The sequence below is a fragment of the Actinosynnema sp. NPDC053489 genome, from assembly GCF_044544865.1.
GTDB lineage: Bacteria > Actinomycetota > Actinomycetes > Mycobacteriales > Pseudonocardiaceae > Actinosynnema.
The window spans coordinates 69,844-96,011 of sequence record NZ_JBITXT010000018.1; the positions used below are offsets into that span (position 1 = coordinate 69,844).

The 26,168-nt window shown below is 73.2% G+C and carries 28 protein-coding genes; 14 read left to right on the top strand and 14 right to left on the bottom strand.

What is annotated here, in order from left to right; translation table 11 throughout:
- Positions 1-2: 2 nt before the first annotated feature.
- Positions 3-1,136 carry a PLP-dependent aminotransferase family protein gene (locus tag ACIGNX_RS30970; RefSeq protein ID WP_396544420.1) on the bottom strand — a complete coding sequence of 378 codons (1,134 nt, stop codon included), beginning with the start codon at positions 1,134-1,136 and terminating at the stop codon, positions 3-5.
- Positions 1,137-1,294: 158 nt separating this feature from the next.
- On the opposite strand from ACIGNX_RS30970, the gene ACIGNX_RS30975 reads away from it, so the two are divergent.
- A complete protein-coding gene (locus ACIGNX_RS30975; RefSeq protein WP_396544553.1) occupies positions 1,295-1,591 on the top strand; it encodes an ArsR/SmtB family transcription factor in 297 nt (98 codons plus the stop codon).
- Positions 1,592-1,814: 223 nt separating this feature from the next.
- Here ACIGNX_RS30975 and ACIGNX_RS30980 read toward each other — a convergent pair whose 3' ends face one another.
- The gene (locus ACIGNX_RS30980; RefSeq protein ID WP_396544422.1) at positions 1,815-2,648 is read right to left on the bottom strand and encodes an ADP-ribosylglycohydrolase family protein; all 834 of its coding nucleotides are present in this window, start codon (positions 2,646-2,648) and stop codon (positions 1,815-1,817) included.
- A gap of 131 nt (positions 2,649-2,779) precedes the next feature.
- Here ACIGNX_RS30980 and ACIGNX_RS30985 point away from each other — a divergent pair, with 131 nt between their 5' ends.
- A complete protein-coding gene (locus ACIGNX_RS30985) occupies positions 2,780-3,496 on the top strand; it encodes a S1 family peptidase (protein WP_396544424.1) in 717 nt (238 codons plus the stop codon).
- 83 nt (positions 3,497-3,579) lie between these two features.
- Here the strand turns inward: ACIGNX_RS30985 and ACIGNX_RS30990 are convergent, their stop codons facing one another.
- Complete coding sequence (locus ACIGNX_RS30990) at positions 3,580-3,957, bottom strand: winged helix-turn-helix transcriptional regulator (RefSeq protein WP_396544426.1); 378 nt, start codon at positions 3,955-3,957, stop codon at positions 3,580-3,582.
- 47 nt (positions 3,958-4,004) lie between these two features.
- On the opposite strand from ACIGNX_RS30990, the gene ACIGNX_RS30995 reads away from it, so the two are divergent.
- Positions 4,005-4,793 carry an SDR family NAD(P)-dependent oxidoreductase gene (locus ACIGNX_RS30995; protein ID WP_396544428.1) on the top strand — a complete coding sequence of 263 codons (789 nt, stop codon included), beginning with the start codon at positions 4,005-4,007 and terminating at the stop codon, positions 4,791-4,793.
- Here the strand turns inward: ACIGNX_RS30995 and ACIGNX_RS31000 are convergent.
- Together ACIGNX_RS31000 and ACIGNX_RS31005 are read right to left on the bottom strand one after the other, a co-directional pair.
- Positions 4,763-5,098 carry a hypothetical protein gene (locus ACIGNX_RS31000; RefSeq protein ID WP_396544430.1) on the bottom strand — a complete coding sequence of 112 codons (336 nt, stop codon included), beginning with the start codon at positions 5,096-5,098 and terminating at the stop codon, positions 4,763-4,765. The genes ACIGNX_RS30995 and ACIGNX_RS31000 overlap by 31 nt on opposite strands.
- 61 nt (positions 5,099-5,159) lie before the next feature.
- Positions 5,160-5,339, bottom strand: coding sequence for a hypothetical protein (locus ACIGNX_RS31005; RefSeq protein WP_396544432.1), 180 nt, complete (start codon positions 5,337-5,339; stop codon positions 5,160-5,162).
- Positions 5,340-5,401: 62 nt separating this feature from the next.
- On the opposite strand from ACIGNX_RS31005, the gene ACIGNX_RS31010 reads away from it, so the two are divergent.
- Both ACIGNX_RS31010 and ACIGNX_RS31015 read left to right on the top strand, forming a co-directional pair.
- On the top strand, positions 5,402-5,848 hold the full coding sequence (locus tag ACIGNX_RS31010; RefSeq protein WP_396544434.1) for a DUF309 domain-containing protein: 447 nt from the start codon (positions 5,402-5,404) through the stop codon (positions 5,846-5,848).
- A gap of 191 nt (positions 5,849-6,039) precedes the next feature.
- Positions 6,040-6,222: a hypothetical protein gene (locus tag ACIGNX_RS31015; RefSeq protein ID WP_396544436.1), complete on the top strand. Its 183-nt coding sequence runs from the start codon at positions 6,040-6,042 to the stop codon at positions 6,220-6,222.
- Positions 6,223-6,346: 124 nt separating this feature from the next.
- Here the strand turns inward: ACIGNX_RS31015 and ACIGNX_RS31020 are convergent, their stop codons facing one another.
- Positions 6,347-6,565: a hypothetical protein gene (locus tag ACIGNX_RS31020; RefSeq protein ID WP_396544438.1), complete on the bottom strand. Its 219-nt coding sequence runs from the start codon at positions 6,563-6,565 to the stop codon at positions 6,347-6,349.
- A gap of 110 nt (positions 6,566-6,675) precedes the next feature.
- Between ACIGNX_RS31020 and ACIGNX_RS31025 the strand changes: the two genes are divergently transcribed.
- On the top strand, positions 6,676-7,428 hold the full coding sequence (locus ACIGNX_RS31025) for an EI24 domain-containing protein (RefSeq protein WP_396544555.1): 753 nt from the start codon (positions 6,676-6,678) through the stop codon (positions 7,426-7,428).
- Here the strand turns inward: ACIGNX_RS31025 and ACIGNX_RS31030 are convergent.
- Positions 7,421-9,322 carry a beta-propeller domain-containing protein gene (locus ACIGNX_RS31030; RefSeq protein ID WP_396544440.1) on the bottom strand — a complete coding sequence of 634 codons (1,902 nt, stop codon included), beginning with the start codon at positions 9,320-9,322 and terminating at the stop codon, positions 7,421-7,423. The genes ACIGNX_RS31025 and ACIGNX_RS31030 overlap by 8 nt on opposite strands.
- Before the next feature lie 146 nt (positions 9,323-9,468).
- Between ACIGNX_RS31030 and ACIGNX_RS31035 the strand changes: the two genes are divergently transcribed.
- The 4 genes from ACIGNX_RS31035 to ACIGNX_RS31050 all read left to right on the top strand — a co-directional run bounded on the left by ACIGNX_RS31035 (position 9,469) and on the right by ACIGNX_RS31050 (position 12,306).
- On the top strand, positions 9,469-9,843 hold the full coding sequence (locus ACIGNX_RS31035; RefSeq protein ID WP_106620349.1) for an FKBP-type peptidyl-prolyl cis-trans isomerase: 375 nt from the start codon (positions 9,469-9,471) through the stop codon (positions 9,841-9,843).
- Between the two features lie 170 nt (positions 9,844-10,013).
- The gene (locus ACIGNX_RS31040; RefSeq protein ID WP_396544443.1) at positions 10,014-10,841 is read left to right on the top strand and encodes a hypothetical protein; all 828 of its coding nucleotides are present in this window, start codon (positions 10,014-10,016) and stop codon (positions 10,839-10,841) included.
- Positions 10,842-11,025: 184 nt separating this feature from the next.
- Positions 11,026-11,610, top strand: coding sequence for a DNA-binding protein (locus ACIGNX_RS31045; RefSeq protein ID WP_396544445.1), 585 nt, complete (start codon positions 11,026-11,028; stop codon positions 11,608-11,610).
- A gap of 39 nt (positions 11,611-11,649) precedes the next feature.
- Positions 11,650-12,306, top strand: a complete 657-nt coding sequence (locus ACIGNX_RS31050; RefSeq protein ID WP_396544447.1) for an RES family NAD+ phosphorylase — start codon at positions 11,650-11,652, stop codon at positions 12,304-12,306.
- Here the strand turns inward: ACIGNX_RS31050 and ACIGNX_RS31055 are convergent.
- The 4 genes from ACIGNX_RS31055 to ACIGNX_RS31070 form a co-directional block, all read right to left on the bottom strand.
- The gene (locus ACIGNX_RS31055; protein WP_396544449.1) at positions 12,288-12,851 is read right to left on the bottom strand and encodes a GNAT family N-acetyltransferase; all 564 of its coding nucleotides are present in this window, start codon (positions 12,849-12,851) and stop codon (positions 12,288-12,290) included. The two genes, ACIGNX_RS31050 and ACIGNX_RS31055, sit on opposite strands and share 19 nt — an antisense overlap.
- Positions 12,852-12,896: 45 nt before the next feature.
- Complete coding sequence (locus ACIGNX_RS31060; RefSeq protein ID WP_396544451.1) at positions 12,897-13,490, bottom strand: hypothetical protein; 594 nt, start codon at positions 13,488-13,490, stop codon at positions 12,897-12,899.
- Between the two features lie 101 nt (positions 13,491-13,591).
- Positions 13,592-15,502, bottom strand: coding sequence for a S9 family peptidase (locus ACIGNX_RS31065; protein ID WP_396544453.1), 1,911 nt, complete (start codon positions 15,500-15,502; stop codon positions 13,592-13,594).
- Positions 15,503-15,555: 53 nt separating this feature from the next.
- Positions 15,556-16,566, bottom strand: a complete 1,011-nt coding sequence (locus ACIGNX_RS31070) for a TerC family protein (protein ID WP_396544455.1) — start codon at positions 16,564-16,566, stop codon at positions 15,556-15,558.
- Between the two features lie 314 nt (positions 16,567-16,880).
- Between ACIGNX_RS31070 and ACIGNX_RS31075 the strand changes: the two genes are divergently transcribed.
- Both ACIGNX_RS31075 and ACIGNX_RS31080 read left to right on the top strand, forming a co-directional pair.
- Positions 16,881-19,793 carry an alpha/beta fold hydrolase gene (locus ACIGNX_RS31075; RefSeq protein WP_396544456.1) on the top strand — a complete coding sequence of 971 codons (2,913 nt, stop codon included), beginning with the start codon at positions 16,881-16,883 and terminating at the stop codon, positions 19,791-19,793.
- Positions 19,790-20,716: an ABC transporter permease gene (locus ACIGNX_RS31080; protein WP_396544458.1), complete on the top strand. Its 927-nt coding sequence runs from the start codon at positions 19,790-19,792 to the stop codon at positions 20,714-20,716. Before ACIGNX_RS31075 ends, ACIGNX_RS31080 begins: the two co-directional genes overlap by 4 nt.
- Positions 20,717-20,815: 99 nt before the next feature.
- Here the strand turns inward: ACIGNX_RS31080 and ACIGNX_RS31085 are convergent, their stop codons facing one another.
- Positions 20,816-21,181, bottom strand: coding sequence for an MmcQ/YjbR family DNA-binding protein (locus tag ACIGNX_RS31085; protein ID WP_396544460.1), 366 nt, complete (start codon positions 21,179-21,181; stop codon positions 20,816-20,818).
- 65 nt (positions 21,182-21,246) lie between these two features.
- On the opposite strand from ACIGNX_RS31085, the gene ACIGNX_RS31090 reads away from it, so the two are divergent.
- Positions 21,247-21,639 (top strand): hypothetical protein, encoded by a 393-nt coding sequence (locus tag ACIGNX_RS31090; RefSeq protein WP_396544462.1) that lies wholly within the window; start codon positions 21,247-21,249, stop codon positions 21,637-21,639.
- A 311-nt stretch (positions 21,640-21,950) separates the two neighbouring features.
- Here ACIGNX_RS31090 and uvrB read toward each other — a convergent pair whose 3' ends face one another.
- Together uvrB and ACIGNX_RS31100 are read right to left on the bottom strand one after the other, a co-directional pair.
- Complete coding sequence (uvrB, locus tag ACIGNX_RS31095; RefSeq protein WP_396544464.1) at positions 21,951-24,110, bottom strand: excinuclease ABC subunit UvrB; 2,160 nt, start codon at positions 24,108-24,110, stop codon at positions 21,951-21,953.
- 81 nt (positions 24,111-24,191) lie between these two features.
- Positions 24,192-25,427 carry a DUF5685 family protein gene (locus tag ACIGNX_RS31100; RefSeq protein WP_396544466.1) on the bottom strand — a complete coding sequence of 412 codons (1,236 nt, stop codon included), beginning with the start codon at positions 25,425-25,427 and terminating at the stop codon, positions 24,192-24,194.
- Between the two features lie 108 nt (positions 25,428-25,535).
- Between ACIGNX_RS31100 and ACIGNX_RS31105 the strand changes: the two genes are divergently transcribed.
- Positions 25,536-26,048, top strand: a complete 513-nt coding sequence (locus tag ACIGNX_RS31105; protein WP_396544468.1) for a DUF402 domain-containing protein — start codon at positions 25,536-25,538, stop codon at positions 26,046-26,048.
- Positions 26,049-26,168 lie beyond the last annotated feature (120 nt).

Here is a 26,168-nt window from a genome sequence, read left to right on the forward strand (position 1 = left end):
GGCTACCGCAGCACGGGCGCCAGCCTGCGCATCCCCTCCGCGATCTCCTCGGGCGTGTTCGTGGTGAACGACAACCGCAGCGTCGACCGGTCGGGCGTGGTCGCGTAGAACGCCGCACCCGGCACGAACGCCACGTCACGCGCCAACGCCTCCGCGATCAGCGACGACGTGTCCACCCCACCCGGCAGCTCGACCCACACGAACATCCCGCCGTCGGGGTCGCTCCACCGCGTGCCGGCGGGCACCGCGCCGGGCAGGGCACCGATCATCGCGTCCCGCCGCTCCCGGTAGGCCGCGCACAGGCCGCGGATGTGCTCGTCGAGGTCCGTCGACTTCAGGTACACCGCCGCCGCGGCCTGGTCGATCGCGGACGTGTGCAGGTCCGCCGCCTGCTTCACGATCACCAGCGTGCGCATGATCGACGCCGGCGCGCGCAGCCAGCCCAGCCGCAGGCCCGGTGCGCCGACCTTCGAGAAGCTGCCCGCGTACAGCACCCGGTCGCTCATCGACGCCAGCGGCGGCACCGGCTCGCCCCGGTAGCGCAGCTCGCCGTACGGGTCGTCCTCGACCACCCACAGGTCGTGCCGCTCGGCCAGCGCGGCGATCTCGGCCCGCCGCGCGGCGGTCAGCGTGCGGCCGGTCGGGTTGGCGAACGTCGGCACCAGGTAGAGCAGCCGCGGCCGGTCGCGTTCGATCACCTCGGCCAGCGCGGCGGGGTCCATGCCGTGCTCGTCCCCGGCGACGGGCACGATTCGGGCGTCGGCGAGATGGAAGCACTGCAGCGCGGCGAGGTAGGTCGGCTCCTCGACCGCGACGACCGCACCCGGCTCCAGCAGGGCGGTCACGACCAGCGTCAACGCCTGCTGCGAGCCGGAGGTGACCAGCAGGTCCTCCACCGCGGTGGGCAGGCCCCGCCGGGTCAACCGGTCGGCGACCAGGCCGCGCAGGTCGACGTCGCCCTCGGTGGGCGCGTACTGCAGCGAGCGGCGCGACACCGCCTGGTCGAACGCCGAGCGCAGGCCCTCGACGTCGAACAGCTCGGGCGCGGGCAGGCCGCCCGCGAACGAGATGACCTCGGGGCGGGAGGTGAGGGCGAGCAGGTCGCGGACGGGCGAGCCGGCGAACGTGCGCGGCATGAAGGGCTCCTCGATGACGGTCGAGCGGAGAAGGTTCACGCGGTCGTGCCACGCAGGAGGGGCGACCGGGGTCGAGGCGCCGGTCCCCATCGTATCCGGTGGGTCCACCGGGTTGACCGGGTATATGCCGCTGTGGCTATATTGCCGATGTGGCATCTATGTTCGCCGTGCTCGCCGACCCGCAGCGGCGACGCATCCTCGACGTGCTGCGGGCGGGCGAACGGCCGGTCAACGACCTCGTCGACCGGCTGTCGGTGAGCCAGCCGACGGTGTCCAAGCACCTCCGGGTGCTGCGCGACGCCGGGCTGGTCGAGGTCCGGCGGGAGGCCCAGCGGCGGCTCTACCGGCTGCGGCCGGAGCCGCTGGCCGAGGTCGACGCCTGGCTCGCGCCCTACCGGCGGATGTGGGAGGACGGCCTCGACGCGGTGGAACGCCGACCGGACGGGACGAGCTGACGGGCGCCGAGCTGCGGCGGATCGACGGCGGGCCCGTGCCGGGGTTCGAACGGGTCCTCGCGCACCCGCCCGCCGGGGTGTGGCGGGTCGTCACCGAGCCCGCGGAGCCGGCGCACTGGTTCCCGGCTGCGGTGGCGATCGACGGGAGCTGTTCTTCGCCGCGGTGTTCGGCGAGGTCCGCCGCCCCTGGCCCGAGGACCCGCGCCACCGACCTGCTCGACCGCTACCGCAGCCGCTCGTCCACCCGGGCGAGGTGATCGCGGCCGTACGGGCCGTTCTCCAGGCCGTCCACCAGGGCCCGCGGCAGGTCGTCCCGGATCTCGGCGGACCGCGAGGCGGCGGCCAGGGCGATGGTCGCCACCGTGTCCACGTCACCGGTGAAGGCGACGCACGCTCGCAGCACCGAGGCGAGCGAGCCGCCGCCGGCCAGCGCGGTCAGCGCGGCGCGGGTGCTCATCACGCCCTTCGAGCCCACCTCGCCCCGCCACGGCCGCGCCCACACCCCGGAGCCGAGCCGGTCGGCGACCCACCGGCCGACCTCCGCCACCGGCCCGAGCCCGTGGTGGCAGTAGTGCACAGCCAGCGCCGCCGCCCGTGCCGCCGCCACGCCGTCCGGGGTGTCGTGGGTGACCTTGGCCTGCACGTCGGTGTGGTGCAGCACGTCGGCCACGGTGGGCAGCAGGCCGGCGGGCGAGGCGCGCATCGCCGCGCCGCTCTTGTCGCTGTGGGGCCGGATGCGCGCCAGGAACTCCGCGCCGGTGTGCACGGTCTCCAGGAACGCCTGGAAACCGCGCGCATAACCCTCGCGCGGGTCGCGGTGGAAGGCGGTCACGAACGCCTCCGCGACCGACTCCGGCGTCCACTCGGCACCGGAGGCCCGCAGTTCGGCCAACGCCAGCGTCATCTGCGCGTCATCGGTGTACGAGCCGGGTCGAATACCGTGGTGCCGAGGGTGCCGCACGTACCCGGCGAGGGTGTTGTGCCTGGTCACGAACTCGGGATCGGCGTACTCGAAGCCCGCGCCGTACGCGTCCCCGATGGCCAGTTCGACGAGCATGGGGCACACGCTATAGCGGCGGTATAACTGTTTCGATATATCCCGGTTCACTCGGGCGGGTGGTACGAATCTCGTGACCCAAGACACCCCTGTGCGCGAGCGATCGCGTGTCTTCGGAATCGAGGAAACCCTTGCGAATCACCAGGTTGATCCCGGCTCTGGCCGCGGCGGCGCTGTCCCTGCTCGGCCTCGTCGGAACGGCGTCGGCGGCGCCCGCCTCGGCGGACCAGGGCGGCGTGACGCCGTACATCATCGGCGGCGGCTACGCGAGCAACGCTCCGTGGGCGGCCAGGCTCTTCTCCAACGGCAGGCAAACCTGTACCGCGACCATCATCGCGCCCACGTGGATCCTGACCGCGCAGCACTGCGTCAGCGGCGGCGGGCTGTCGTTCCGCATCGGCAGCCTGGACCAGACCTCCGGCGGCACCCTGGCCAACGGCGTGCAGACCTACACCCACTCGGCCGACCTCGCGCTGGTCCGGCTCGACCGCTCCGTGTCGACCACCTACGCGCGGCTCGGCCAGCCGGGCACGGTCACCGTCGGCCAGACCGTCCAGGTCTACGGCTGGGGCGCCACGTCCCAGTGCGGGTCCGAGATCAACTGCCAGTCGCAGTACCTGAAGGTGGCCAACGTGGTCGTCACCGGCGGGTGCACCGACGCCTACGGCGGCAGCGCGATCTGCGCCCGCCGCGGCGACGGCATCACCGCGGGCGGCGACTCCGGCGGCCCGATGGTGGCCGGCGGCGTGCAGGTCGGCGTCGCGTCCACCAGCGACCGGCAGACCACGACCGCCTACACCAACGTGACCCGGTACCGGTCCTGGATCCAGTCCATCGCCGGCGTCTGATCACCGCCACACCCCCGCTCGCGCGACGCGGTCACCCCGTCGCGCGAGCGGGCGCGTTCACCGGTCGCGCCAACCGGTCGCGTTCACCGGCGGGCGGCGTCGAACGACGACCGCGCGGCGGCGATGACGTCCTGGTGCCGCACCGCCCACAGCCCCAGCGGGACCACCAGCTCCAGCAGGGAACGCCCCAGCGCGGTCGCCGCGTACTCGACACCCGCCGCCCGGCCCGGCCGCACCTCCCGGCTCACGAGCCCGTCGCGTTCCAGCGCGCGCAGCGTGCGGGTGAGGATGCGGCGGCTCAGCTCGTGCACGGCGCGGTCGAGTTCGTTGAAGCCGTAGGGCCGCTCGGCGACCAGGGCCAGCACGAGCACGCTCCACTTGTCGCCGACGCGCGACAGCAGGTCCGCCGCCGAGCAGGCGGCGCGGTCGGCGGCCGTGACGGGCACGGGGACCAGTGACATGGATGTGCCTTCTTCCGGGTCGTCGGGGCACGGGTCAGGCTCGGATCATGGCGAACGCGGTGATCACGGGTGGCACGAACGGCATCGGCCGGGCCCTGGCGGAACGACTGGCGCGCGAGGGGCACCGGGTCGCGGTGGTGGGCCGGTCGGCCGCCGCGCCCGCCGGGGTCGAGCTGGTCCGCGGCGATCTCGGCACGGTCGCCGGCACCGCCGCGGTGGCCGGGCAGCTCGCCTCGCAGTTCGACGTCGTGGACCACCTCGTGCTCGGCGCGGGCCGGTTCAACCCCCGCCGCGTGATCACCGCCGACGGCCTGGAGCACACCTTCGCGCTCTACGCGGTGAGCCGGTTCCTGCTGGTCGAACGGCTGCTGCCGGTGCTGGAGCGGTCGGCGGCGCCCGTCGTGGTGAGCCTGTGCGGGGTGGCGGGACCGCGCGGGCCGGGCATCCGCTGGGACGACCTCGCGCACCACCGCGGGTACCGGCCGTTCCACGCGGTCAGCCAGGGCGCGCGGGCCGCCGACCTGCTGGGCGCGGGTTTCGCCGACCGGCACCCCGGCAGCGCCGTGCGGTACGTGCTGCACAACCCGATGTTCGTGGACAGCGGCCTCGGCGCGCAGGTGGGCGGGCTGCGCGGCCGGGCCCTGGACGTGGCTGCCCGGCTGTTCGCGAGATCCACCGCCACCGCGGCGGGCCAGGTGCACCGGTTCCTGGTCGACCCGCCCGCCGCACCGCTGACCGCGTCCCGCGCGGGCACGCCGGTCCCCCTGGACCGGCCCGAGTTCGACAGGGCCACCGCCGCCCGCCTCTACGCCCTGCTCGACGGCTTCACCGCCTGACCGGCGCGCTCGCCCTCGCCGAACTCGGCGCGCACACCCGGCAGGCGCACCGCGCGGCTGTCGTCGAACCTCGCCGGCGCCGCCGCGGCCTCGATCTGCTCCGGCTCCGCCGGCCCCACGCCGCGCGTGCGGGTGGAGAACGGCGCGAACCGCACCTTCACCACCACCCGGGTCGCGGGCCGGCCCTCGTCGCGCACGTCCCGCGCCACCCTCCGCGCGAGCAGCCGGACCTGCTCCCGGATCTCGTCCGGCTCGGTCAGGCCGTGCTGGAACGTGGTCTCGCGGCTGCGCGACCGGGCCCCCACGGCGTCGCGACGACCTCCGTCCCGCCCGCGCCGAGCGCCAGGTTCCGGAGGTGCGGGCCCATCACCGGGCCGAACCGCGCGGCCGGCTCCTCCGGTGAGGTCCGCGCCGGCTCCGCGACCGTGCCAATGCCCCGGGGTCGTCGGTGCGCACGCCCGGGAACGCCTCGTCCCGGCCCAGCACCTCGACCGCGGCGACGAACCGGTCGAGGTCGGCGTGCAGGACCCGGTCCGCTCCGGGCACCCCGCCAGTATCGGCCGGGGCGGGCGGTTTCGCGCCGACGGCGACCGTGACACGATCAAGACGTGTCGACCAGCCCCCGCGACCGCGACGAGCAGGGACGGGCCCGCAACGCGCGACCGCGCGACGGGCTCGGCCGCCCGCTGCCCTACGGGGCGCCGGGCGTCGAGCGGCAGCCGGAGGGGGTGCCCCGCACGCCGGACGAGGCGCTGACCGAGGCGCAGCGCCTGCTGGACCTGGGCCGGCCGTTCCACGCGCACGAGGTGCTGGAGGACGCCTGGAAGGCGGCGCCCGAGGCGGAGCGGGAGCTGTGGCGGGGGCTGGCGCAACTGGCCGTGGGCCTCACCCACGCCTTGCGCGGCAACCCGACGGGCGCCTCGGCGCTGCTGACCCGCGGCGCGCGCAACATCACCCCGTACCGGGACGACCCGCCGCACGGGGTGGACGTCGCCGGCCTGGTCGCCTGGGCCGCGACGGGCACCGGCGTGCCGCGGCTGACCGGGGGGTCGTGACCGGCCCGGAGCCGGCACCGTCGGACGCGCCGCGGGGACGGCGGCCTCGGTGGCGCGCCCCACGACCGGCTCGGCCCGGCGGGATCGAGGTGCCGTTGACCTGTTCGGGCTCGCAAGTTGCGCCGAACGCCTGCGTGGGGAATTCCGCGGCGGGGTAATTCGAGGTCACCCACCCCACCCTGGAGGTTCCCGTGTTCGCGATCATCGCCGCGGTCATCTTCGGCCTCGCCCTCCTGCTGGACCTGGCGAACGCCTCGCTCGGCTCCGTGCTGGACGGCGGGACCCTGCTCGTGGCCGGGCTGCTCTGCGTGGCCCTGCACCTGGCCGGCGTCGGCGCCGGCGCGCGGGCGTTCAGCTTCCGCCGCCGCCGCTGACCCACGACCGCCCCACTGCGCGTGGGAGCGTTCCCGGACGAGGACGGTCGGCGTGTGACCAGGTCACGGGCCGATCGTCCATCCGGAACGGCGATGATGCCATCAGCGACCCGAATGGAACGTTTCAGGACTGTGACAGCAGGCACGCCACGCACGGCATGCCCTCGGGCTCCGGCAGCAGCTCGGCGGTGCCCGCCTCGATCCGCTCACCGCACAGCGTGAGCAGCGTCGAACGTGCCCCTTCCTGGGGCAATGGCGCCAGGTGGCAGCTGCGCTCCCACTCTCCGGCGAAGTCCGCGCGCTTGCGCACCAATAAGACGGGCTGGGTGCGATCCAGTGCCATGATTAGTCCTCTCCCCAGGGACCAGCAGTCTGACACCGCTCCCAGGAGCCCGCGACCGCCGGTTCGGGACTCCGCCGGCCCTCCGCGGATATGCTCCGCCGGTGATCAGGGTGCTGCGGGACTTCTCCACCGGTGTCAAGTTGCTCGGCCAGGGGTTCGCCCTGGTCTTCCGGTCGCCGAAACTGCTGCTCATCGGGGCCGTGCCCGCGGTGATCACGACCGCGCTGCTGATCGGGGGCGTGGTCGGGCTCGCGGTGTGGATCGACGACATCGCCGCCTGGATCACGCCGTTCGCCGACGACTGGGCCGAGGGGCTGCGCGCGGCCGTCCGGTTCGCCGCCGGGTTCTCCGTCATCGGCGCGTTCGTCGCGATCGGGCTGCTGCTGTTCACGGCGATCACGCTGATCATCGGCGGCCCGTTCTACGAGCACATCGCCGAGACCGTCGAGGACACCCACCTCGGCGGCGTGCCCGAGGCCGAGCGGGTGTCGTGGCTGAGGTCGGCGGCGGTCGGCGCGCGGGACGCCGTGCTGCTGGTCGGGCTCGCGGTGCTGTGCGGCGTGCCGCTGTTCGCCGCCGGGTTCATCCCGGTCGTCGGCCAGACCGTGGTGCCGGTGATCGCGGTGCTGGTCAACGCGTCGCTGCTGGCGATCGAGCTGACCGCCATCCCGTTCACCCGGCGCGGGCTCAAGCTGGACGTGCGGCGGCGCACCCTGCGCGAGCGGCGCGCGGTCACCCTCGGCTTCGCCGTGCCGACCTACCTGCTGTGCCTGATCCCGCTGGCGGCGCTGGTCGTGCTGCCGGCGGCCATGGCAGGCGGCACGGTCCTCGCACACCGCCTGCTGCACGACCGGGTCAGGTGAACGGCACCCACGCCCGGCGGGCCAACCCGTCCACCCCGTCGACCGCGACGCCCGCAGCTGACACCGTCCACAGGTCGTCGCCGACCACCAGCGCGCGGCGGATGCCCGGGTCGTAGGTCGACCCGTCGTGGCGGACCGTGCCCAGCGCGGAGAACGCGCCACCGCCCAACCGCAGCACCAGCACCCCGCCCGCGCCCGTCGCGTCCACGACGGGCAGCACCACCAGCCCGCGCGCGGGCCAGTACAGGAACGCGTGCGGGTCGAACTCGGCCTCGGAGCCGGCCCCGGGCAGGTGGTGCCCGGCGACCTTGGTCGGCGCGGCCGGATCCGACACGTCGAACAGGGACACCTGCGTGCCGGTGGCGCGGCCCCGCTCGGTGGCCTCCTGGCCGACGCCGATCAGCTTCCCGTCGCCGGCGGGGTGCAGGTAGGCCGAGTAGCCGGTGATCTTCAGCTCGCCCACCCGGCGCGGCCTGGCCGGGTCGGACAGGTCCAGCGTGTACAGCGGGTCCACCTGCCGGAACGTCACGACGTACCCGACGGGCCCGGCGAACCGGACGCCGTAGATCCGCTCGCCGACGCCCAGCCCGTCGACCTTCCCTACCTCGACGAGCCGCGCGCCGTCCCGCTTCAGCACGGTGACCGCGCTCTGCGTCGCGGGCGCGCGCTCGGGGATGCCCGGCGCGTCGCCGGACGTCGTCGCCACGCGCAGGTGGCCCTGGTGCTCGGACAGTGAGTACTGGTTGAGCAGCGTGCCCGCGACCCGGCCGGACGCCACGTGCGCGGGCGGGCCGGGCCGGGAGACGTCGAACTGGTGGATCGCGGTGGTGGCGGGGGTGTCGGGCGCGAACCGCGTCATCGGCCGCAGGTGGTGGTCGTCGGCGACGTAGAGCGAGGCGCCGGTGCCGTAGACGGTGTCGCCGTCGGCGACGAGCGTCACCGCGTCGCCGGTGCCGAGGTCGCCCGGGAAGTCGAAGGTCAGCACGGACAGCATCGACGTGCCGGAGTGGTCGGCCGGGTGGCTGATCCGGTCGCACGCGACCAGTTGCCCCTCGGAGCGCGAGCCGTCGGCGGAGGTCAGCTCGTAGCGCGGCAGCCACGACCCGATCGGCGCGGTGGCCACGAGTTCCCGGTTGGCGATCAGGGATTCCGCCTCGCTGCGACCGTCCACCGGGTACACCCACGGCAGCCGCGGTCCGGAGTGGACGACCACCCGCACCACGCCGCCGACCTGACGCGCGTCGACGTAGCGGCCGTCGACGGTGAGCGTGCCCAGGACGCGCGGCTCGCCGGACAGGTCGACCAGCGTCACCGACGAGCCCTCGCCGTACCCGCCGTACGGGCCGTCGACGGCGATCCCCCGTTCCGCGAACCCCTCCCCCGCGCCGACGACGAGCGCCCGGTCCTCGTGCAGCAGCAGTTGCGAGGCGTGGCCGGCGGGCACGTCCACCGTCCCGGTCAGCCGCCGGGTGGCCACGTCGAGCACGCGCAACCGGCCGTCGGCCACCGTGACGACCCGCTTCCCGTCGGTCTTCACCAGGTCGGGCTCGTCCACGCCCGCTTCGTGGACGTTGGTCGTGGAGTGCTCCGGCACGGCGGCCGAGTCGGCCTGCGCCCGCGACTCCGCGGCCATCTCGCCGCCGGCCTTGGTGGTGAGGAATCCCCGACCCCCCAACCCGTACGCGCCGACGTGCGGCGCGACCGCCGCCCGCAGCCCGGCCAGCGCGGTCTCGCACGTGCCGAACGACACGAGGTCCACCGGCACCGCCTCGATCGGCGGCCCGACCCGCCCGTCCCCCGCCCGCGTGGGCACGGCCGAGGCCGCGCTCATCCCCACCACCAGCGCCGCGCCGCCGAACAGCGCCGCCCGCGCACCCCACGACCATCGCCTCATGGACCCAGGACGGGACCGACCCGGCAAACGGTTGCGCCCGATCGCGTCCCGGGCCGGTCGGTCGGGCGGGGCGCGGCGTGGTTGAGTAGGGCCGAACTGCCCACCACCCCCGGCTCCGGGGGTGACGCGACACCTGGAGAAACAACATGGCCCCGAGCAAGCCCGTGGTCGAGCCGTACGAGGGCGCACCGCCCGCCGACCTGGTGATCGAGGACATCACCGTCGGCGACGGGCCCGAGGCGGCGCCCGGTCAGCTCGTGCACGTGCACTACGTCGGTGTGTCGCACTCCACCGGCGAGCAGTTCGACGCCTCGTGGGACCGCGGCGAGGCGTTCAGCTTCCCGCTCGGCGGCGGCCGCGTCATCGCCGGCTGGGACCGCGGCGTCGCGGGCATGAAGGTCGGCGGCCGGCGCAAGCTGGTCATCCCGGCGCACCTCGGCTACGGCGACCGCGGCGCGGGCGGCGTGATCAAGCCCGGCGAGACGCTGATCTTCGTGGTGGACCTGCTCGGCGTGAACTGACGAACCGGCCGACGGCCCGGTTCCGCGACCCCTGCTCCGTTCGGAGCGACCGGTTCGGGCGGAGCCGGGCCGTTCGACGTTGCGCCACCTCGGAAGACGGCCACGCGCGTGTGTCGTGGCCGTTAAGATCGGCGCACCGTGCCGGGGGGAGCCGAAGGGGTGTTCGACGCATGAGCCAGCCAGCCACACCGCTGACCGAGCAGGAGCAGAACCGGCTGGTCAAGCAGATCGGCCGGGCCATGCTCCCCGCCCTGCCGCCCGGCTGGCAGCGCATCCGCGCCGAGTACCGGGCGGCCGGCAGGCACATCGAGGTGGACCTGGCGTTCGCGGGCCCGGACGGGCAGTGGCGGCCGGTGCGCCCACCGATGGACGTGGTGCGGCTGTTCGGGCAGTTGCGCGCCGCGATGCACGAACCGGTGCGCGGCACGTGGCTCAGCGCGGTGTACGAGATCGAGGCGCCGGCGGCGTTCTCGGTCGACTTCAACGCCGACGACGAGCCGCGCTGGCGCAACCCGCCGCCGGTGATCGGGTTCCAGGACGAGCTGCGCGCGTTCCCCCGCCAGGACGACCGGATCCCGCCGTGGCTGCGGCAGCGCGTGGGCCTGCCGCCGCTGACCCCGCCGCGGCAGCACGGTGAGCTGCGCACCGCGCACGTCTACGACGGCCTTGACGAGGCCGGCCGCCCGGTGGTGAACCGGCAGGTGCTCGACCCCCACCTGGTCGACGCGCTGCTCGACTACCTGGAGGCCGCGCCGGTCGTGCTGACCGCGCGCGACCTCGACGTGGACGCGTTCGTCCCCGGCGACCGGGACGTGCCGCTGAACTTCCGCACCGACGGCACCTGGATCTGGGCCGGCGCGGTGCCCCACTACCTGCGCAAGCACGGCCTCCCGCCGGAGCCGGACCTGGTGGCCCACGTCGTGGCGCGCGGGTTCCGGTTGGGCGAGGTGGACGAGGCGACCCGCGAGCGCGCGGCCGCGCTGATCACCGGCGCCTGACCGCTCGGCGGCCCCCACCGAGCACACCGGGCCGAACACCCCGGACCTTCGAATGAGGCCGAGGTCACCGTGCTCGACCTCATTCGTTTACGTAGAGTCGCTAGGTGTGCGCACTCTGTCGACAGCTTCCGACGATCGGGTTACCTATGCGCACAGAAGCGCACGATCGGGATACCCTGTGCGCATGAGTCCCGCGCTGGAGGCGGTGTTGGCCAAGGCAGGCTTGCAGGTCACCCCCGACGAGTTCCTGTCGCTCGTGGCCGACGCGGCGAAGAAGCTGGCCCCACCCCACCCGGACCCGGCCGGCTACTTCGCCCCCGACGAGCGCGAGGCGCTGGAGGACGTGGGCCTGGACCTCGGCCCGCACCGGGTCGCCGACGACCAGGGTCGGGCGCGGACCGTGGTGGCCCACGCCGTGCTGCGCGACTCCGCGCTGACCGTCGCCGAGGCCGCCCGGCAGCTGGGCGTGGACACCAGCCGCGTCCGGCACCGCCTTGGCGTGGGCAGGCTGGTCGGCTGGAAGGACCGGGGCAGCTGGCGGCTGCCCGCCTGGCAGTTCGCGGGCGGCGGGGTGCTGCCGGGCCTGGAGGCCGTGCTCGCGGCCGTGCCGCCGGACCAACCCGCGCTCGTGGTCGCCGGGTTCATGACGACCGAGCAGCCCGACCTGCTGGTGGACGGCACGCCGACGGCGCCGCGCGAGTGGCTGCTGGCCGGTGGCGAACCCCGCCGCGTGGCGGTGCTGGCCGAGCAGCTGGGCACCCCGGCCTGACCGGTCGCCACCCCCTGTCGCCGAGAACCTTGGACGCGAATGTCACGGCTACCCCAGCCGCCCTCTCCCGCTGTGCTCCAGGCCACCCTGCGCCGCACCGAGGACGTCGTCGCGGTGCACCGGGCCACCAGGCTGGTGCGCGTCTTCGCCGCGAAGGGGCTGCACCCGCAGCGGTGGAACAGCTTCCGCTACACCGGTCCGCTGGCGCACGCGCGGTTCGACACCCAGCCGCCCGCCGCTGACGGCTCGCCCACGCACGCCCACGACCAGGGCGTGCTGTACTTCGGGCTGACCGTGCGGACGTCGGTGGCCGAGGTGTTCCAGGCGACGTCGGTGGTGGACCGGCGCACCCGCAGCCCGTTCCTGGTCGTGCTGCGGCCGCGCCGGACGCTGCGGCTGCTCGACCTCACCGGCCTGTGGCCGACCCGGGCCGGCGCGTCGCAGGAGATCAGCTCCGGACCCAAGGCGCTGACGCAGCAGTGGGCGCGGGCGATCCGCGCGGCCTACCCGGAGCTGGACGGGCTGTGGTACCGGTCGTCGATGGACTCCGGCGCGCCGGCGGTCTGCCTGTGGGACCCACCCGGCGGCACGGGCCTGCCCGCGTCACCGGACGTGCTGCTGCCGCTGGAGCACCCCGGCCTCGACCTTCCGCTGTCCCGGGTGTGCGAGGAGCTGAACTACACCCTGCTCGGCTGACCGCGCCGGCGCGGCGCCGGCAGGAACCGGGCGTAGCGCACCTCGGGCAGCTCCTGCTCGCCCAGCTCGTAGCGGTGCACCAGGCCGTCGTGCCGCCAGCCGTGGGCCTCGTAGAACCCGCGGCTGCGGGCGTTGTCCTGGAACACCCACAGCACCGCGTACCGGAAGCCCTGGTCCACCAGGTGGCGCAACCCGGCCTCGTGGACCTCGTGGCCCGCGCCCCGACCGTGGTAGCGGGGGTCGGCGTAGATCGCGACCAGCTCCCCGGTGTGCAGGTCGGGGTGGGCGTCGGCGGCCTCGCGGACCGCGTCGACGGCGCAGTAGGCGCCGATCCGCCCGGTGGCCTCGTCGACCGCGACGAACACCCGGCTCGGCTCGGGCAGCCGCAGCACGCGCGCCCACGCCGGCAGCCTGCTCTCGGGCAGCATCCGGTCCAGCACCGGGTCGTCCACTATCCCCCGGTACGAGTGCTGCCACGCGTCCACGTTGATCCGGGCGATCTCGGGCGCGTCGTCGGGTCGTCCGACCCGCACGGTCCACTGCATCGGGTGAGCGTGCCGCAACCACGACGGGGTCCGCTAGCCATTGGGTCAACCCCGCCGGGGTGCGCCCGCGCACACGTACCCGGAGTAGACCTGGTCCTTCACCCGGAACCGGGTCGGGCGGAACCGGGCCGGGTCCAGGTCGTGGAACCGGGTGCGCACCACGTCGTCGTGCAGCTGCTGCGAGATCACCAGCACCAGGTCGTCGTCCGCGGCGGCCAGCGCGTCGCGGACCACCTTGGCGTCGAGCAGCCGGCAGGTCACGATCGGGGCGTCGCCGACCAGGCCGAACGCGCCCGCGGTGAGCGGGCCGCAGTGCATGGCCACGCGCATCCGCAGCGGGGTGCCCGCCCGGCGCAGGTCGGCCAGCGCCGCGGCGAGCCGCTCGGTGAAGTGGCCGACCACCCGGGCGGCGTCGGAGTCGGTCGGCAGCACGGCCAGCTCGCCGTCGCCCCGCACCTGCCGGTACCACCGGTCGCGGTCCAGCCCGGCCTCGCGGGCGGCCGCGTCGAGCACGTCGCTCAGCCGCGACTGGACCAGCGACTGGTCGAGCGCGTCGAGCCTGCTGTAGCCCTCGACGTCCACGGCCACCACGAGGCGGTAGACCAGTCCGCGGAGGGGCGTCACCATTTCCAGCGTCACCGGAGGAGCATCCCGCCGGCGCGGGCGCGGGAGTAGGGCCGTCACCGGGTTTCCCGTTGCCCGGTTCGACGCCCCGCCCCCGGTGCGGGTCCGGGTCGGGCTCAGGCCAGGTGGCGCGCCCACCAGTCGAGCACGGCCTCGAACCGCTGCGCGCGGTGGCGGGGCTTGCCCGAGCGGGTCAGCTCGTGCCCCTCGCCCGGGAACAGCAGCATCTCGGCCTCGACGCCGTTGCGGCGCAGCGCGACGAAGAGCCGCTGCGCCTGCTCCAGCGGACAGCGCCAGTCGTGCTCGGAGTGCACCACCATGAACGGCATGGAGATCTTCTCGGCGTAGGTCAGCGGGCTCATCGCGCGCTGCGCCTCCAGGCCCGGGCCGCAGTAGGCGTCGGTGAAGAACCAGCCGATGTCCGACGACCCGGCGAACGAGTCCCAGGCGTTGACCGCGCGCTCGCTCCACGCGGCGCGGAACCGCTCGCCGTGGTGCGCGGCCAGCCACGAGGTCATGAAGCCGCCGTAGGAGCCGCCCATCACGCCGACCCGGTCGGCGTTGAGGTCCGGGCGCTCCAGCGCGACGTCGAGCACGGTGAGGACGTCGTCGACGTCGACCGTGCCGAAGCCGCCGACGATCGCCTGGCCGTGCGCCTGGCCGTAGCCCGCGGACCCGCGCGGGTTGGGGAGCACGACCGCGTAGCCGGCCGCCGCGTAGACCTGCGCCTCGTCGAAGAACCCCCACCCGTGGTACATGAACGGGCCGCCGTGCACGGCCAGCAGCACCGGGTGCGGCCCCTCGCCCTCGGGCAGCACGAGCCACCCGTGCACCGGGTAGCCGTCCGGCGCGGTGCCGGTCAGCTCGATCGACGGGCGCAGCGGCACCGCCGAGCCGAAGTCGGTCAGCGTGCCGCCGCCGACCAGCTCGACCTCACCGGTGTTGTCCGAGGTCGACACCACGGCGACGACCCGGTCGCCGTCGGCGGCGAACGACTTCACCTCGGCCTGCTCGCCCGCCAGCAGCTCCAGGTCGGCCAGCACGGCGTTGTCGGCGTCCAGCGGCACGCGGCGCAGCTCGACCGCACCCCGGTTGCGGACCGCCACGAGCACGCCCCCGTTGGTCACGACGGGAGCGCCCGCGGCCTTCTCGCAGTCGACGGTCTCCAGGTCGGTGAGCCGGGTCAGGCGCTCGCCGTCGAACCGCCACAGGCTCGTGTTGCGCGCGATGGCCGCCGTGCCGGGCGCGTGCTCGGGCGAGTAGAACAGCACGCCGCCGTCGGGCAGCGCGACCGGCAGCATGGCCGCGCCGGGCGCCCGCACGACCAGCTCGGACTCACCGCCGAACGCGGGCACCCGGTAGAGGTCGTTGTGGAACGTCTCGCTCGCGCCGAGGTCCCGTTCGGCCAGGAACAGCACCGACCGGCCGTCGGCGCTCCAGGCGGGGTCCGCGGCGGAGAACGTGCCGTCGGTCAGCTCCAGCGGCTGCGCGCCCGGCTCCAGCGCGTCCACCGCGAACACCCGGGAGTGCCGGTCCGCGGTGAAGCCCACGTCGTCCAGCCGGTAGTCGAGCCGGGTGATGTGGCGCGGCGCCTCGGCGTCCGGCTTCGGCGCTTCCCCGCCCTCGACGAGCGGCGCGCCGTAGCGGCCGGCTTCGGGAACCCGCGAGGTGAACGCGATCCGCCGCGAGTCCGGCGACCACACCGGCGCCCCCGCGCCCAGCTCCAGGTCGGTGACCGCCCGGGCCTCGCCGCCGTCGGAGGGCATCACGTGCACCTGCGGCGGCTTGCCGCGCTCGGTGACGCGCAGGAACGCCACCCAGCGGCCGTCCGGGGAGATCCGGGGCGCCAGGTCGCGTTCCGCCCACGTCCACCGCGTCGTGCCGCCGCCGTCCAGGGCGACGCGGTGCAGCCCGCCCCGGTAGGCGTTCACGGCGACGTCCGGGGTGACCACGTTCACCAGGACGAGATCACCCCGCACCGAGACGGAGCCGGGCTGGGTCAACGACTGCAAGTCATCGGGGCGCACGCTTCAGCACGTTACCCCACAGATTATTAGCAAGGCTTACGAGCTTTTGACGCTCACAGATGGTCACCGGGGCCCGCGACCTGCTTGACCGCCTCCGGGTGCCGCCGCACCTTGACCAGGCTGGCGATGGTGGTGATGGCCAGCACGCCCACGATCACCGAGAGCGACACCTCGATGCCGATCGTCGGCACGTGCAGCGGCTCGCCGCCGTTGAGGAACGCCAGCGAGTTGGTGTGCAGCGCCTCCAGGATCAGCTTCACGCCGATGAAGCCGAGGATCACCGACAGGCCGATCGACAGGTAGACCAGCTTGTTCAGCAGGCCGCCGAGCAGGAAGTAGAGCTGACGCAGGCCCATGAGCGCGAACGCGTTGGCGGTGAAGACCAGGAACGGCTCCTTGGTCAGGCCGAAGATCGCCGGGATGGAGTCGAGCGCGAACAGCAGGTCCGTGGTGCCGATGGCGACGATGACGATGAACATCGGCGTGACGAACCGCTTGCCGTCGATCTTCACGAACGAGCGGCCGTCGTGGTAGCGGTCGGTGACCGGGTACAGCTTGCGGACGACCCGGACCGCGCGGTTCTCCTTGTAGTCCTCTTCCTCCTCCTCGTGGTCGGTGCGCGCCAGCTTGTAGCCGGTGTAGATGAGGAACGCGCCGAAGAGGTAGAAGACCCAGCTGAACTGCGCGATGACCGCCGCGCCGACGGCGATGAAGATGCCCCGCATGACCAGGGCCATCAGGATGCCGACCAGCAGCACCTTGTGCTGGTGGATCGACGGCACCTTGAAGGCCGTCATGATGATCAGGAAGATGAACAGGTTGTCGACGCTGAGCGAGTACTCGGTGATGTACCCGGCGAAGAACTCGCCCGCGTAGACCCCGCCCGACCAGTGCCAGATCCCCAGCCCGAAGAGGATCGCCACGGCCACGTAGAAGGTCACCCACCGGGCGGCTTCGCCGATGGTCACCTCGTGCGGCTTGCGGTCGACGATGAAGAGGTCGATGGCGAGCAGCGCCATCAGACCGGCGATCGTGGCGAACCACAGCCACACGGGAACAGACATCGATCAACCTCCGGTGCATCGCGCGCACGCCAATGACCGGAGGTCTCCTCCGCCGGTTGGACCAACCGACCGGCGGCACCGGGAACCTCACGCCAGGCTCCGTGCTGACGACACCGCCGCTAGGGAGTACTCCCCTCCACGCACTACCAGTCTCACGCATGAGTGCGGGTTCGCGCCAGCGGGGGTGATCAGGGGCACCCGTCCCGGCGTCGCCCGACCGGCTGGTTCCGGTACCGGCCCGCCGCCGGTCCGCCGCCGGTTTCGCTGAGAGCACGACACCGGTGCCGACAGCCCGCTCTCAGCCAATCACGCATATGGTCAACTCCGTGGCCTCCCTCAACCGCCTCCGCGGCAGGTGGTCGCTCCCCGCGCTCGTCGTGCTGGTCGCCCTGGTGGGCGCCATCGTGGTCTTCACGCGCCAGGGGGACGACCCCGTCCCGGTGAGCACCCGCGACGCGGTGATCGACGTGCCGGAAAGCCCGGACAGCGACCGCACCGTGCAGATCGACACCACCCTGTACCTGCCCGAACGCACACCCGCGCCCGCCATCCTGCTGCCGCACGGCTTCGGCGGCAGCAAGGCGAGCGTCGCGTCCCAGGCCACCGAGCTGGCCCGCCGCGGCTTCGTCGTGCTGGCCTACTCGGCCCGCGGCTTCGGCCGCAGCACCGGCCAGATCGCGCTGAACTCGCTGGACCACGAGGTCCGCGACGCGCAGAAGCTGCTCGACTGGCTGGCCACCCGCGCGGAGGTGGTCACCGACGGCGGCGGCGACCCGAAGGTGGGCGTGACCGGCGGCTCCTACGGCGGCGCGCTGGCGCTGTCGCTGGCCGGGGTCGACCCGCGGGTCGACACCATCGCCCCCGTCATCACCTACAACGACCTGGCCCAGGCGCTGCTGCCGAACTCGGCGAGCGCCGACGAGGTGGCCACGGGCACCCCGGCCGCCGGCGCGTTCGCCGACGACGGCGTGTTCAAGCGGTCGTGGGCGGGCATCTTCTTCTCGGCCGGCCTGTCCGGCGTCGACGCCGCCAACCCGGGCCAGGAAGCGGGCGAGCCCGGCCAGGACGCCGACAGCCAGGGCGCCGACACCGGCACCGCGGCGGCCACTGTGCCACCTCAGCAGGGCGACCCTCAGCAGGGCGACCCCCAGCAGGGCGACCCGCGGCAGGGCGACCCGCGGCCCGCCGGTCCGGTCACCGGCGCGTGCGGCCGGTTCCAGGCCGACGTCTGCGCCGCGTACACCGAGGTCGCGACCACCGGCAAGGCGGGCCCGCAGACGCTGGAGGTGCTGCGCCGCGCGTCGCCGTCGTCGGTCACGAACAAGATCACCCAGCCGACGATGCTGGTGCAGGGCGAGCAGGACACCCTGTTCGGCCTCGACCAGGCCGACGCCAACGCCCGCCAGATCGCCGCCAACGGCGCGAAGGTCAAGGTCGTCTGGTACTCGGGCGGCCACGACGGCGGCTCGCCCGGCCCCGAGCTGCGCGGGCAGATCGCCGACTGGATGGCGTTCCACCTCAGGGGCGAGGGTGCCGACCCCGGCACGGGCTTCGAGTACACCGTGGTCGGCGCGTTCCGCAGCAGCGGCGCGCCCTCGTTGCGCAACGTCGTCGCCCCGGCCTACCCGGGCCTGGGCGGCTCGGCGCCCGCCCAGCGCCGCGACGTGCCGCTTTCCGGGCGCGAGCAGGTGATCGTGAACCCGGCGGGCGGCAACCCGGCGGCGGTGTCCAGCCTGCCCGGCCTCGGGTCGGTGGTGACCCGGTCCAGCTCGCTGTCGTCGCGGCTGGCGATCGACATGCCCGGCCAGGCGGCGGTGTTCCAGAGCGAGCCGCAGACCGGGCAGACGCTGCTGACCGGCGCGTCCACCGTGCGGCTGCGGGTGGCCGCCGTGCCGGGACAGCCTGTGCCCGCCGAGGGCGCGGTGCTGTTCGTAAAGCTGTACGACGCCGACGCGAGCGGCGTGCGGACGCTGCCCGGCTCGGCCGTCGCGCCCGTGCGGGTGACGGACCTGCCCGCCGACGGCACGCCGGTCGAGGTGACCGTGACGCTGCCCGGCGCGGTGCGCCCGGTGGAGGCCGACCACCGGTTCCAGCTGGTCGTGTCGACCACCGACATGGCGTACTCGAACGCCTCGACGCCCGCCGCGTACCGGGTCTCGCTGGCCTCCCCCGCGCTGTCCGTGCCGGTGGTGGCGGGCGTGAACGCGGTGAGCGAGGTGCCGACCGGCGCGCTGTGGGGCATCGCGATCGTCCTGGTCGTGTGCCTGATCGCCGCCGTGGTCGCGTGGTTCCGCCGCAGGCTGACCGCGGACGTCGACCCGGAGCTGGAGTCGGTGCCGCTGGTGATCGAGAACCTGACCAAGTCCTACCCCGGCGGGTTGACCGCGGTGAAGGACCTGTCGTTCCGGGTGGAGCACGGCCAGGTGCTCGGCCTGCTCGGGCCCAACGGCGCGGGCAAGACCACCACGCTGCGGATGCTCATGGGCCTGATCCGGCCCACCGAGGGCGGGATCAGGGTGTTCGGCCACCGGATCAGCCCCGGCGCGCCGGTGCTGTCGCGGATCGGGTCGTTCGTGGAGGGCTCCGGCTTCCTGCCGCACCTGTCCGGCTCGGAGAACCTGCGGCTGTACTGGGCGGCCACCGGCCGTCCGCTGGAGCAGGCCCACATGGAGGAGGCGCTGGAGATCGCCGGGCTGGGCAACGCCGTGCACCGGCGCGTGCGGACCTACAGCCAGGGCATGCGGCAGCGGCTCGCCATCGCGCAGGCCATGCTCGGGCTGCCGGACCTGCTGGTGCTGGACGAGCCGACCAACGGGCTCGACCCGCCCCAGATCCACCAGATGCGCGAGGTGCTGCGCCGCTACGCGGCGGCCGGCCGGACGGTGCTGGTGTCGTCGCACCTGCTGGCCGAGGTCGAGCAGACGTGCACCCACGTGGTCGTGATGCACAAGGGGTCGCTGGTCGCGGCCGGTCCGGTCGAGGAGATCGCGACGGGCGGCGGCGAGGCCAGCTTCCGGGTCGACCGGCCCGAGGAGGCGGCCACCGTGCTGCGCGGCCTGGCGGGCGTGCACGACGTGCACGTGGACGGCGAGCAGGTGCACGCGAGCCTCAACGGCACACCGCGCGCGTCGGCGTTGCAGGCGCTCGTGGCCGCGGGCGTGGCGGTGGACCAGGCCGGTCCGCGCCGCCGGTTGGAAGACGCGTTCCTGGAGTTGGTGGGCGAATGAGCGAGAACGGTGTGCACACCGACCCGACCGCGATCTCCGACCTGACGGACGCGGCGGCGGCCGAGCACCCGTCGGTCGCGCCGGACGGGTCGAAGGTCGGGTACCGGGCCGGGCGGACGCTGCCCGTGCGGGTCGAGCTGGTGCGGCAGCTGCGCCGCAGGCGGACGCAGTTGGTGCTGGGGTTCCTGGTGCTGCTGCCGTTCATCCTGGTGGTGGCGTTCGAGCTTGGGCAGTCCTCGCCGAACCGGAGGGCGGGCGGGTTCGTCGACCTGGCCACGGCCAGCGGCGTGAACTTCGTGATCCTGACGCTGTTCGTCAGCGGGAGCTTCCTGCTGCCGATGATCGTGGCGCTGTTCTTCGGCGACACGATCGCGAGCGAGGCGTCGTGGTCGTCGTTGAAGTACCTGCTGGCCGCGCCGATCCCCCGGCACCGGCTGCTGCGGCGCAAGGCCGTGGCGTCCGGGCTGATGTCGGTGTTCGCGCTCGTGCTGCTGCCCGCGGTGGCGCTGGCCGTCGGGGTGATCTGGTACGGGGCCGGGGAGGCCGTGTCGCCGACCGGTGAGGCGTCGTCGTTCGGGGCCGGGGTGTACGGGCTCGCGCTGGCCGTCGTCTACATCTCGATCCACCTGTTCTGGGTGGCGGGGCTCGCGCTGTACCTGTCGGTGTCCACGGACGCGCCGCTCGGCGCGGTGGGCGGGGCGGTGCTGGCGTCGATCGTGTCGCAGATCCTCGACCAGATCACGGCGTTGGAGGACCTGCGCAACTACCTGCCCACGCACTACGCGCTGGCTTGGGTGGACCTGCTGTCGACCGACGTGGACTGGTCGCAGACGGCGAAGGGGACGTTCTCGGCGTTGGCGTTCGGGGCGTTCTTCACCTTGCTGGCGGCGCGGAAGTTCGCGCGCAAGGACATCACCAGCTGAAGTGCGGGGTCCCGCTCGGGGTGCGGGGTTCGATGAGGTGGAGGGGCGTCGGTCGCGTTGCGGCCGGCGCCTCTCGGCGTTTCAGGCGTTTCAGGCGTTTCAGGGTTGGTCCGAGATTGCGGGGCGCTTCGACTTCGGGAGTTTCGCGACGATGAGGTCGTAGGAGAGGTCGAGGAGTTCGCGCAGCTCGTCGGCGGGGACGGTGCCGCCGAGCCGGACGCGGTTCCAGCCGTGGCGACCGATGTAGGCGCTGACCGCGATGTCGTCCGGGTAACGCTCCCGCCACAGGCCCGCTTCCTCCGCGGTGGCACCGGACTTGACGCCCACGGTGCCGCCGCCCTCGAGACCGATGAAGGCGAAGATCTTGCCGCCGACCTTGCAGCACAGGTCGGCGTCACCGAACGGGTAGGTCTCTTCCGCGCCGGGTTTGGCGAGGCAGTGCCGGATCACGTCGTCGAGCGTCATCTGGTCCGTCATGGCACAACGCTAATCCCGGGCGTTCGCCGCGCTCACGGGATTAGGGTGGTCCGGTGAGCGAGTACACGGAGGAGGAAGGCCGGACCCTGCGCACGGCGGTCTTCGGTGCGATGGTGCTGGTTTCGACGGCCGAGCCCGGCGCGTTGGACGAGGAGAGCTACGCGGGCATTCGGGCCATGGCGTCGTTCTCGCCGCGGTTGCGCGAGGTTCTCGGCGCGGACCGGCCCGAGTTGCCCGAGGGTTCGACGGAGGACGTGGAGACCGGGGTGCTCGAGGCGTTGCGGCGCTCGGTGGGGATCCTGGAGACGAGGACTCCGGAGGAGGCCGCGGCTTTTCCGGCGGTCGTGCTCGCGGTGTGCGAAGAGGTCGCCGCGGCGGACGGGCGTGTTGGCGAGGCGGAGGACGCGGTGGTCGAGAAGGTGCGGATGGCGCTCGCTGCTCGGTAGTGGGCAGGGGTGAGGTCGGGTGTGGATGGGTGTGGGTGTGGATAGGTGTGGTGTGGTTGTGCGGGTGGCCGGGTTCGGCTTGATTTGACACGGGGCCCTTACGGGCACCCCAGGCAGGCCAAAGCCGGGCAGGCCCGGCGGAAAGAGCACCCGCCGAGCCTGCCCGGCTCCGTCCAGCCTATGGCACCCGAACCCATGTCAAATCAAGCCTCGGTGGTGGGTGGCGGGTCCGATGTGGTCGCCTTGGGCGATCGATCTGCGAGCGGCACGGCGGCGAGTTTCGCGGAGCGGTCGACCGTTCCGGGTGTGGGTTATTTGACGCCAGCGGCGTCCATTCCGCGCAGTTCCTTCTTCAGGTCTTGGATTTCGTCGCGCAGGCGCGCGGCCAGTTCGAACTGCAGTTCGCGGGCCGCGTTCATCATCTGGTCCGTCAGTTGCTGGACCAGGTCGGCCAGCTCGGAGCGGGCCATGGTGCTGGTGTCGCGGTCGACCAGGACGCCCGAGGTGGCGCGGCCGTTGGCGCCCGGGTCGCCCATCGGCTTCTTGCCGCGCGAGGTGTTGCGACCCGAGCCGCCCGGGGCGATGGTGTCCTCCGCCTCGGCGTAGACCTGCTCCAGGATGTCGGTGATCTTCTTGCGCAGCGGCTGGGGGTCGAGGCCGCGCTCCTCGTTGTACGCGATCTGCTTGGCGCGCCGGCGGTTCGTCTCCTCGATGGCGTGCCGCATCGAGTCGGTGATCCGGTCGGCGTACATGTGCACCTGGCCCGACACGTTGCGGGCGGCGCGGCCGATGGTCTGGATCAGGCTCGTGCCCGAGCGGAGGAAGCCCTCCTTGTCCGCGTCCAGGATCGCGACCAGGGAGACCTCCGGGAGGTCCAGGCCCTCGCGCAGCAGGTTGATGCCGATCAGCACGTCGTACTCGCCCAGCCGCAGCTGCCGCAGCAGCTCGACCCGGCGCAGCGTGTCGACCTCCGAGTGCAGGTAGCGGACGCGGATGCCCAGCTCCAGCAGGTAGTCGGTCAGGTCCTCGGCCATCTTCTTGGTCAGCGTGGTGACCAGGACCCGCTCGTCGCGCTCGGCGCGCACCCGGATCTCGTGCACCAGGTCGTCGATCTGCCCCTCGGTCGGCTTGACCACGACCTCCGGGTCGACCAGGCCGGTCGGGCGGATGACCTGTTCCACGAACTCGCCGCCGGTCTGGCCCATCTCGTACGGGCCGGGCGTGGCCGACAGGTAGACCGTCTGACCGATCCGGTCGGCGAACTCCTCCCACGTCAGCGGGCGGTTGTCCAGGGCGCTCGGCAGGCGGAACCCGTGGTCCACCAGGTTGCGCTTGCGGGACGCGTCGCCCTCGTACATGCCGCCGATCTGCGGCACCGTCACGTGCGACTCGTCGATGACCAGCAGGAAGTCGTCCGGGAAGTAGTCGATCAGGGTGGCGGGCGCGCTGCCCGGGCCCCGGTCGTCGATGTGGCGCGAGTAGTTCTCGATGCCGTTGCAGAAGCCGACCTGGCGCATCATCTCGATGTCGTACGACGTGCGCATGCGCAGCCGCTGCGCCTCCAGCAGCTTGCCCTGCCGCTCCAGCGTGGCCAGGCGCTCCGCCAGCTCCAGCTCGATGTTGCGGATCGCCTTCTCCATGCGCTCCGGGCCCGCCACGTAGTGGGTGGCCGGGAAGATGCGCAGCTCGTCCACCTCCTTGACCACGTCACCGGTCAGGGGGTGCAGGTAGTAGAGCTTGTCCACCTCGTCGCCGAAGAACTCGACCCGCAGCGCCAGCTCCTCGTACGCCGGGATGATCTCCACCGTGTCGCCGCGCACGCGGAACGTGCCCCGGTTGAACGCGATGTCGTTGCGCGTGTACTGGATGTCGACCAGCGCGCGCAGCAGCAGGTCGCGCTCGACCTCCGCGCCCACCTCGAGCTTGATCGACCGGTCCAGGTACGACTGCGGCGTGCCCAGGCCGTAGATGCACGACACGGACGCCACCACGATCACGTCACGCCTCGTCAGCAGGCTCATGGTGGCCGAGTGGCGCAGCCGCTCGACGTCCTCGTTGATCGAGGAGTCCTTCTCGATGTACGTGTCCGTCTGCGGGATGTACGCCTCGGGCTGGTAGTAGTCGTAGTAGCTGACGAAGTACTCCACCGCGTTGTCCGGGAAGAACCCCTTCAGCTCGTTCGCCAGCTGCGCGGCCAGCGTCTTGTTCGGCGCCATCACCAGCGTGGGCCGCTGCACCTTCTCCACCAGCCACGCCGTGGTGGCCGACTTGCCCGTGCCGGTCGCGCCGAGCAGCACGACGTCCTTCTCCCCGGCGCGCACGCGCCGTTCGAGCTCCGCGATCGCCGCGGGCTGGTCGCCCGCCGGCTGGTAGTCGCTGACCACGCGGAACTTCCCGTCGGTGCGGGGGATGTCACCGACGGGACGATGCGACGAGTGCGCCTTGACCGGGATCTCGGTAGGGAATGCCACGGGTACGACGGTACGCCGGGGGTACGACAATTTCCGATCCGGCCCAGGTCAGGGCACGTGAGACCGGCCACCGCGGCACCCTCAGCAGGCGCAGTCGCAGCAGTTGTCGCACCCGTTGCAGTCGCAGGACGGGCAGTCGCAGTTGCACCACGCCTCGCGCCCCTTGCCGCTGAACGGCCCCGGGTGCGGGTCCCGGCAGCAGAACTGGCAGGTGCCGCACTGGTAGAGCACGGCCAGGCAGCCCAGCAGCACGCCCCGCGACACCGGCGGCGTCTTCAGCTTCGGCCAGGCCCACAGCCCGCTGCCCGGACGTTGCGCGGCGCCGCCTCGGCCCTTCTTCCCGTCGCGCGGCGGCACGGGAGGCCCACCGCGGCCGGGTGCCGAGGGCGGCGGCACGGGACCCGGTGGCGGCACGGCGCCACCGCCGTGCGCGCCCGGTGCGTGCGGCGGTCGGTGCGGGGTGTGCACGTGGGGGTCGCCGAATGCCCGCTTGATCGACTGGCGCACCTCGTGCACCAGCAGCACGTGCACCAGCCGGTCGTCGGCGAACTCGACCTCGCGCAGCGCCAGCTCGATGCCCAGCGCCGCGTCGTCGCACAGCCGCCGCGCCTCCCGCGGCGTCGTGCCGGTGGCGACCAGCGGGTTCCACGCGCCGGACGCCCGGTCCTCCGCCAGGTCCTCCACCGCGTCCAGCAGGTGCGCCAACCGCCCGAACAGCCGGCCGACCTCCCGCAGCGGCGCCGCGTTGCCGGGGCGCCCGGACAGCAGGGCGGTCCGGGCCACGGCCTCGCCCGCCGCCGTCTCGGTCGGCTCGGTCACGGCCAGCACCGACGAGCCCGGCCCGGCCGCCGCCTCCACCTCCGACTGCCGCCGCACGGCGTCCACCAGCACCGCCGTGTCGAACCCCAGGTCGAGACCGGTCTCGGCGGCCTGCGCCGCCCACCGGCGCGCCACCTGCCTGCCCACGCCCCGCATCGGCGCCCGCGCGAACACGCCGTCGCCGTCGGCCACGTGGTCGCCGACCTTCGCCGACGCGAGCACCAGGGACACCAAGGCGGCCAGGCGCGCGCCCGTGCCCACGGCGACGTCCGCCGGCTGCATGCCCCTCAGGGCGCACGGCCCGGCGGCGCGGCGCGAGCGCCCGACCTGGGCCTCCACCAGCGCGGAGATCACCAGGCCGTCGTAGTTGGTCACCACGCGGGCCAGGTGGCCGTGGTCGTCGCGCAGCGCCAGGCACAGCCCGCACAGGTGCGCCAGCCAGGACTCCCGCAGCTCCGCGTCCAGGCGGTTGCGACAGGGGCGGATGATGCCGAACATGGCGGGAAGAGTAAGCGATCATCCTACTTTCGGGTGACAAAATGGAGCATTCCTCCGATGTCCGTGCCTAAGGTCGGCGCTGTGACGTCGAGTGCCACCGGGACACGCATGCACATCCACCCCCCGAAGATCGAGTACTTCGACCTCGACGCCAAGAGCAACACCGACCCCAAGGGCCACCTGCGCGGGGTCGAGGAGTACCGGCTGACCCCGCACGGCCTCTACATGTACCGCCCGGTGCCCGGCCACCCGCACCTGTCGCACTTCGAGTCGTGGCTGCTGCCCGGCCACGGCCTGCGGGTCACCCGGCAGTCGTGGCACCCGGGCCACGAGCGGGACTACGACCTGTACGTGGACGTGGTCGAGATCAGCTCCAGCGGCTCGGTGTGGAAGACCGTCGACCTGTACCTGGACCTGCTCGTGCGCACGGGCCGCAGCGTGACCGTGCTGGACACCGACGAGCTGCTGACCGCCCTCGACCGCGGGCTCATCCGGGCCGACCGGGCGCAGTGGGCGCTGGAGACGACGTACCGGGCGGTGGCCGGGATCGCCGCGCACGGTCACGACGCGGTGCGCTGGCTGGCGGCCCAGGGAACGATCACCACGTGGCGTCGGCGGTAATACAGACCGTCACACTCGCAGGTCAACCGCTATCCGAGTCCGTCACCTGATAGTGACCGCATACCACACAGACCGTGATGTAACGAATCAACCCGGATAGTTACCCGCAGCACACTTCCG

Bases quoted from the DNA above. Each gene is read 5' to 3' on its own strand.
- ACIGNX_RS31075 (WP_396544456.1), top strand. From the start codon at position 16,881: ATGGTCAACTCCGTGGCCTCCCTCAACCGCCTCCGCGGCAGGTGGTCG.
- ACIGNX_RS31050 (WP_396544447.1), top strand. From the start codon at position 11,650: ATGTCACGGCTACCCCAGCCGCCCTCTCCCGCTGTGCTCCAGGCCACC.
- ACIGNX_RS31055 (WP_396544449.1), bottom strand. From the start codon at position 12,851: ATGCAGTGGACCGTGCGGGTCGGACGACCCGACGACGCGCCCGAGATC.
- ACIGNX_RS30980 (WP_396544422.1), bottom strand. From the start codon at position 2,648: ATGCTCGTCGAACTGGCCATCGGGGACGCGTACGGCGCGGGCTTCGAG.
- ACIGNX_RS31040 (WP_396544443.1), top strand. From the start codon at position 10,014: ATGAGCCAGCCAGCCACACCGCTGACCGAGCAGGAGCAGAACCGGCTG.
- ACIGNX_RS31080 (WP_396544458.1), top strand. From the start codon at position 19,790: ATGAGCGAGAACGGTGTGCACACCGACCCGACCGCGATCTCCGACCTG.
- ACIGNX_RS31100 (WP_396544466.1), bottom strand. From the start codon at position 25,427: ATGTTCGGCATCATCCGCCCCTGTCGCAACCGCCTGGACGCGGAGCTG.
- ACIGNX_RS31045 (WP_396544445.1), top strand. From the start codon at position 11,026: ATGAGTCCCGCGCTGGAGGCGGTGTTGGCCAAGGCAGGCTTGCAGGTC.
- ACIGNX_RS31030 (WP_396544440.1), bottom strand. From the start codon at position 9,322: ATGAGGCGATGGTCGTGGGGTGCGCGGGCGGCGCTGTTCGGCGGCGCG.
- ACIGNX_RS31070 (WP_396544455.1), bottom strand. From the start codon at position 16,566: ATGTCTGTTCCCGTGTGGCTGTGGTTCGCCACGATCGCCGGTCTGATG.
- ACIGNX_RS31020 (WP_396544438.1), bottom strand. From the start codon at position 6,565: ATGGCACTGGATCGCACCCAGCCCGTCTTATTGGTGCGCAAGCGCGCG.
- ACIGNX_RS30990 (WP_396544426.1), bottom strand. From the start codon at position 3,957: ATGTCACTGGTCCCCGTGCCCGTCACGGCCGCCGACCGCGCCGCCTGC.
- ACIGNX_RS30975 (WP_396544553.1), top strand. From the start codon at position 1,295: ATGTTCGCCGTGCTCGCCGACCCGCAGCGGCGACGCATCCTCGACGTG.
- ACIGNX_RS30995 (WP_396544428.1), top strand. From the start codon at position 4,005: ATGGCGAACGCGGTGATCACGGGTGGCACGAACGGCATCGGCCGGGCC.
- ACIGNX_RS31105 (WP_396544468.1), top strand. From the start codon at position 25,536: ATGCACATCCACCCCCCGAAGATCGAGTACTTCGACCTCGACGCCAAG.
- ACIGNX_RS30970 (WP_396544420.1), bottom strand. From the start codon at position 1,136: ATGCCGCGCACGTTCGCCGGCTCGCCCGTCCGCGACCTGCTCGCCCTC.
- ACIGNX_RS31035 (WP_106620349.1), top strand. From the start codon at position 9,469: ATGGCCCCGAGCAAGCCCGTGGTCGAGCCGTACGAGGGCGCACCGCCC.
- ACIGNX_RS31085 (WP_396544460.1), bottom strand. From the start codon at position 21,181: ATGACGCTCGACGACGTGATCCGGCACTGCCTCGCCAAACCCGGCGCG.